Raw genomic sequence first — 4,732 nt, 5'->3', positions numbered from 1 at the left:
ATTCCCGCAAGTAAAAATGCAGACGGATGGAGCGGGAAACGAGTCTCGAACTCGCGACCTCAACCTTGGCAAGGTTGCGCTCTACCAACTGAGCTATTCCCGCATTGACGGCATTTTTATGAAATTTGGAGCGGGAAACGAGTCTCGAACTCGCGACCTCAACCTTGGCAAGGTTGCGCTCTACCAACTGAGCTATTCCCGCTAGGGTACTTTAAATTGGATTCGGAATGGAGCGGGAAACGAGTCTCGAACTCGCGACCTCAACCTTGGCAAGGTTGCGCTCTACCAACTGAGCTATTCCCGCCGAATCAAATCAGGTTCCGCGTTTTTTGCGAAGAACGCATTATTATGGATTTGGCAGAATGCGTCAAGTTTTTTTGGTGATGAAATATGGTTGTTTCCGGTTTGTTTTTTTACGGTGTTTTGTCAATAGCTATAAGGGGAATGTTGGAAAGAGGGTTTTGATGACTCATTGCTTTGTTAATTTCTCATTATTAAGATAAAGGCAAGATAAAGGCCGTCTGAAACAGTATTTTTCAGACGGCCTGTGTTTTTTGATTTATTCGTCCGCCCGGATTCGGTGTAAAAACCGTTTGGTCCGTTCGTGTTGCGGGTTGCGGAACAGGGTTTCGGGGGAACCTTGTTCGACGATGACGCCGCCGTCCATGACGACGACTACATCGGCTACTTCCATAGCGAATTTGATTTCGTGTGTTACCACGGCCATGGTCCAGCCTTCCTGTGCCAATTCCTTCATGGTGTTGAGTACATCCTGAACCAGTTCGGGGTCGAGGGCGGAGGTGGGTTCGTCGAAGAGCATCAGCTCGGGTTGGATGGCGAGTGCGCGGGCGATGCCGACGCGTTGCTGCTGGCCGCCGGAAAGCTGGTAGGGGTACAGCTCGGTTTTGTCACCCAAACCGACTTTTTCCAGAAGGTTGACTGCTGCTGCGCGTGCTTCGGACGGGGACTTGCCTTGAACGGCTACGGGACCTTCCATCACGTTTTCGAGTGCGGTTTTGTGCGGAAACAGATTGTATTGCTGGAACACCATGCCCGATTTCCGGCGCAGGGCGAGAATGTCTTTTTTGGACGGATTTTGTGCGAAATCGATGGAGAGCGGGTTTGCGCCGTCGAATGTAATTGCGCCCTGCTGCGGTGTTTCGAGTGCGTTCAGACAGCGTAGGAAGGTGGTTTTGCCCGAACCGGAGGGGCCGAGAATAACGACGACGCTGCCTTTGGCGATGTCCAAATCGATACCGCGCAGGATTTCGTTTTGCCCGAAGGCTTTGTGGATGTTGCGGATTTTTATCATGGGGGTTATCTGTCAGGCGGGTTGGTAGGCTGCTTTTCTTGATTGGATGGAAACTGTTTTTCAGACGGCCTGTGGTTGTAAAACGGCCAGAGGCCGTCTGAAAATCCGATTGGCCGTTATTGCTGAACAAATAGTGAATCGCTGTTTTATTTTCAACCCATTGAATAAAAAATAGATTTGTAGTTGGAAATATTTTCTAATGTGCATGCCAAACGGTACGGTTCAGGTTTTCAGACGGCCTTACGGCACGACAGGCCGTCTGAAAAATTATCAGGGAACGAGTCCGCCAAGTTGCGTTGCAGCTAACGGCAGATTTTCGCGTTCTCTTGCGGCTATTTCGCCACATAGCGGTCGAGCCGTTTTTCCAGTTTGGCCTGCACCCAAAACAGCACCCAACAGAAACACCAGTAAATCAGTCCTGCTTCGATATAGATGGGCAGGAAGTCGTAACTGCGGTTGGCAATCTGCGAGGCCGTCTGAAAAAGTTCGGTAACGGTAACGACGGATGCCAGCGAGGTGTTTTTGAACAGGCCGATGAATTCGTTGCTCAAGGGCGGTACGGATACGCGGAACGCCTGCGGCATGATGATGCGGCGGAATGTCTGCATATAGGTCATGCCGATGGAAAATCCTGCTTCCCACTGGCCTTTGGGTACGCTCAGAATCGCTGCGCGGATGGTTTCGGAAGCATATGCGCCGATGTTGACCGAGAAACCGATAATCGCGGCGGGAATCGGGTCGATATAGATACCGACGGCAGGCAGGCCGTAGAACACGATACAGACTTGCACCAGAATCGGTGTGCCGCGTATGGCTGAGATGTAGAAATTGGTTGCGGTCAGCGCAACGCGGTGCAGCCAGCCGCCTTCGGGCATCACGCGCACCAATGCGGTGGCGACGGCAATGATCATGCCGATGGCGAACGATGCCACCGCCAGCGGCACGGATACGATGAAACCGGCCTTGACCATAGGCCAAAACGCGCCGATAACCAAATCGGCGCGCGTTTCCGTCATAAACGGCAGGGAAGCGAGAAAATTATTTAACACTGATGTCTTTTCCGAAGAATTGTTCGCCCAGTTTTTTCAGCGTACCGTCGGCTTGCAGTTCTTTCATTGCGCCGCTGAATTTTGCCAAGGCTTCGTCGTTGCCCTTGTTGACAATCAGGCCGGCACCGACTTTTTCCGCGGCAGGGGCGGTCCAAGCGATTTTGACGCCGGCGTTCGGATTTTTCTTCAGATAGTCCAGCACCGCCAGTTCGTCGTTGAGCGTTACGTCGGCGCGTTTTTGCTCGATAACGGTCAGCGATTGCGCCAAGCCGTCGACAGGTACAATTTCCGCTTTGGCTGCCGTGGCGCGTTCGCCGTAGTTGCTGGTCAGCGATTGCGCCGCTTTTTTGCCTGCGATTTCGCTGATGTCTTTAATCGGGCTGTCTTTCCGTACCACCAATACCGCACCGCTCCAGCTGTAAGGCTCCGATTTGTCGAATGTTGCCTGACGTTCGGGACTGGTCAGGCCGACTTGGTTGGCCACAACGTCGAAACGGCCTGCTTTCAAACCGGCCATCATCGCATCCCATTTGGTTTCTCTGAATTCGACTTTTACGCCCAATTTTTCAGCCACCGCACGGGTAACTTCCACATCGTAGCCGGTCAGTTTGCCGCTTTCGTCATGGTAGGTAAACGGTGCGTAGGTGCCTTCCGTACCGACAGTAATTGTACCTTTGCTGTTGATGCGTTCGATCAGTGAACCGGAAACGGCAGCCGCAGGTGCTGCGGATGCGGAAGAAGCCGAACCGCCGCCGCTTTCTTTGCCGCCGCAGGCAGCCAATACGAGTGCGGCGGTACAGCCGAATACGAATTTTTTCAACATAACGGAATTCCTTTTGTGTCGTGTATTGGGAAAATGAAAGCGCGATTGTACGGGATTTGTCGAACCGTTTCAAAGAATGCTTGGCTATATTGCTTAGAACGGAACAGCGGAAAACAACCGCATAGAGACAGGCCGTCTGAAAAAGCGGCTTTATCTGCCGATAACGGTTTTATGGTACAATTCTAAAGTTTAACAGCTTATTTTTCAAAAGGTTTACACAATGATTTCTACCAACGGCATTACCATGCAGTTCGGCGCGAAGCCGCTGTTTGAAAACGTGTCCGTCAAATTCGGCGAGGGCAACCGCTACGGCCTGATCGGTGCCAACGGCTCGGGCAAATCGACGTTTATGAAAATTTTGGGCGGCGATTTGGAGCAGACCGCCGGCGAAGTGGCGATTGAAAACGGCGTGCGCTTGGGCAAGCTGCGCCAAGACCAGTTTGCTTACGAAGACATGCGCGTGCTGGACGTGGTGTTGATGGGGCACACCGAAATGTGGGCGGCGATGACCGAACGCGACGCGATTTACGCCAACATGGAAGCCACCGAAGACGACTACATGCGCGCGGCCGATTTGGAAGCCAAGTTCGCCGAATACGACGGCTACACCGCCGAAGCGCGTGCGGCCGAACTGTTGAGCGGCGTGGGCATTTCCGAAGATTTGCACAACGCGCAAATGAGCGAAGTCGCCCCCGGTTTCAAACTGCGCGTATTGCTCGCGCAAGCCCTATTCTCCAAACCCGACGTGCTGCTGCTCGACGAGCCGACCAACAACTTGGACATCAATACCATCCGCTGGCTGGAAGGCGTGTTGAACGAATACGACAGCACCATGATCATCATCAGCCACGACCGCCACTTCCTGAACGAAGTCTGCACCCACATGGCCGATTTGGACTACAACACCATCACGATTTACCCGGGCAACTACGACGACTACATGCTCGCCTCCGCCCAATCCCGCGAGCGCGCGCTGAAGGACAACGCCAAAGCCAAGGAAAAACTGCAAGAGCTGCAAGAATTCGTGGCGCGTTTCTCGGCCAACAAATCCAAAGCCCGCCAAGCCACAAGCCGTCTGAAACAGGCCGACAAGATTAAATCGGAAATGGTGGAAGTCAAACCTTCGACCCGCCAAAACCCGTATATCCGTTTTGAAGCCGACGAAAAAGCCAAGCTGCACCGTCAGGCCGTGGAAGTGGAAAAACTGGCGAAGCGTTTTGAAACCCAGTTGTTCAAAAACCTGAACTTCATCTTGGAAGCCGGCCAACGCCTGGCGATTATCGGCCCCAACGGTGCGGGTAAATCCACCCTGCTGAAACTCTTGGCCGGCGCGTACAACGCCGAATATTCAGACGGCCTCACGCCCGACGAAGGCACCGTCAAATGGGCGGAAAAGGCCAGCGTCGGCTACTATCCGCAAGACCATGAAAACGATTTCGACGTGGACATGGACTTGAGCGAATGGATGCGCCAATGGGGTCAGGAAGGCGACGACGAGCAAGTCATCCGCGGCACTTTGGGACGTTTGCTCTTCGGCAGCAATGATGT

At 53.1% G+C, this 4,732-nt stretch carries 4 protein-coding genes and 3 tRNA genes; 1 reads left to right on the top strand and 6 read right to left on the bottom strand.

The window, feature by feature from the left end:
- Positions 1–27: 27 nt before the first annotated feature.
- From ACEYDX_RS00995 to ACEYDX_RS00970, 6 genes are all read right to left on the bottom strand, one after another.
- Positions 28–103: transfer RNA gene (locus ACEYDX_RS00995), tRNA-Gly, on the bottom strand.
- Between the two features lie 23 nt (positions 104–126).
- Positions 127–202 (bottom strand) — tRNA-Gly (locus tag ACEYDX_RS00990).
- A gap of 26 nt (positions 203–228) precedes the next feature.
- Positions 229–304 (bottom strand) — tRNA-Gly (locus tag ACEYDX_RS00985).
- A gap of 255 nt (positions 305–559) precedes the next feature.
- Entirely contained in the window at positions 560–1,312 is a 753-nt protein-coding gene (locus ACEYDX_RS00980) for an amino acid ABC transporter ATP-binding protein (protein WP_373740175.1), read from the bottom strand.
- Positions 1,313–1,644: 332 nt separating this feature from the next.
- The gene (locus tag ACEYDX_RS00975) at positions 1,645–2,361 is read right to left on the bottom strand and encodes an amino acid ABC transporter permease (RefSeq protein ID WP_373740174.1); all 717 of its coding nucleotides are present in this window, start codon (positions 2,359–2,361) and stop codon (positions 1,645–1,647) included.
- On the bottom strand, positions 2,351–3,184 hold the full coding sequence (locus ACEYDX_RS00970) for an amino acid ABC transporter substrate-binding protein (RefSeq protein WP_373740173.1): 834 nt from the start codon (positions 3,182–3,184) through the stop codon (positions 2,351–2,353). The genes ACEYDX_RS00975 and ACEYDX_RS00970 overlap by 11 nt, the downstream gene beginning before the upstream one ends.
- Before the next feature lie 220 nt (positions 3,185–3,404).
- Here ACEYDX_RS00970 and ACEYDX_RS00965 point away from each other — a divergent pair.
- The coding region (locus ACEYDX_RS00965) for an ABC-F family ATPase (protein ID WP_373740172.1) at positions 3,405–4,732 on the top strand (1,328 nt) is incomplete at its 3' end.

It is taken from the genome of Neisseria sp., from assembly GCF_041804105.1.
Lineage (GTDB): Bacteria > Pseudomonadota > Gammaproteobacteria > Burkholderiales > Neisseriaceae > Neisseria.
This window is presented reverse-complemented; position numbering and strand designations above follow the sequence as displayed.

Excerpts from the sequence above, each read along its gene's own strand:
- ACEYDX_RS00980 (WP_373740175.1), bottom strand. The coding sequence starts at position 1,312 with ATGATAAAAATCCGCAACATCCACAAAGCCTTCGGGCAAAACGAAATC.
- ACEYDX_RS00970 (WP_373740173.1), bottom strand. The coding sequence starts at position 3,184 with ATGTTGAAAAAATTCGTATTCGGCTGTACCGCCGCACTCGTATTGGCT.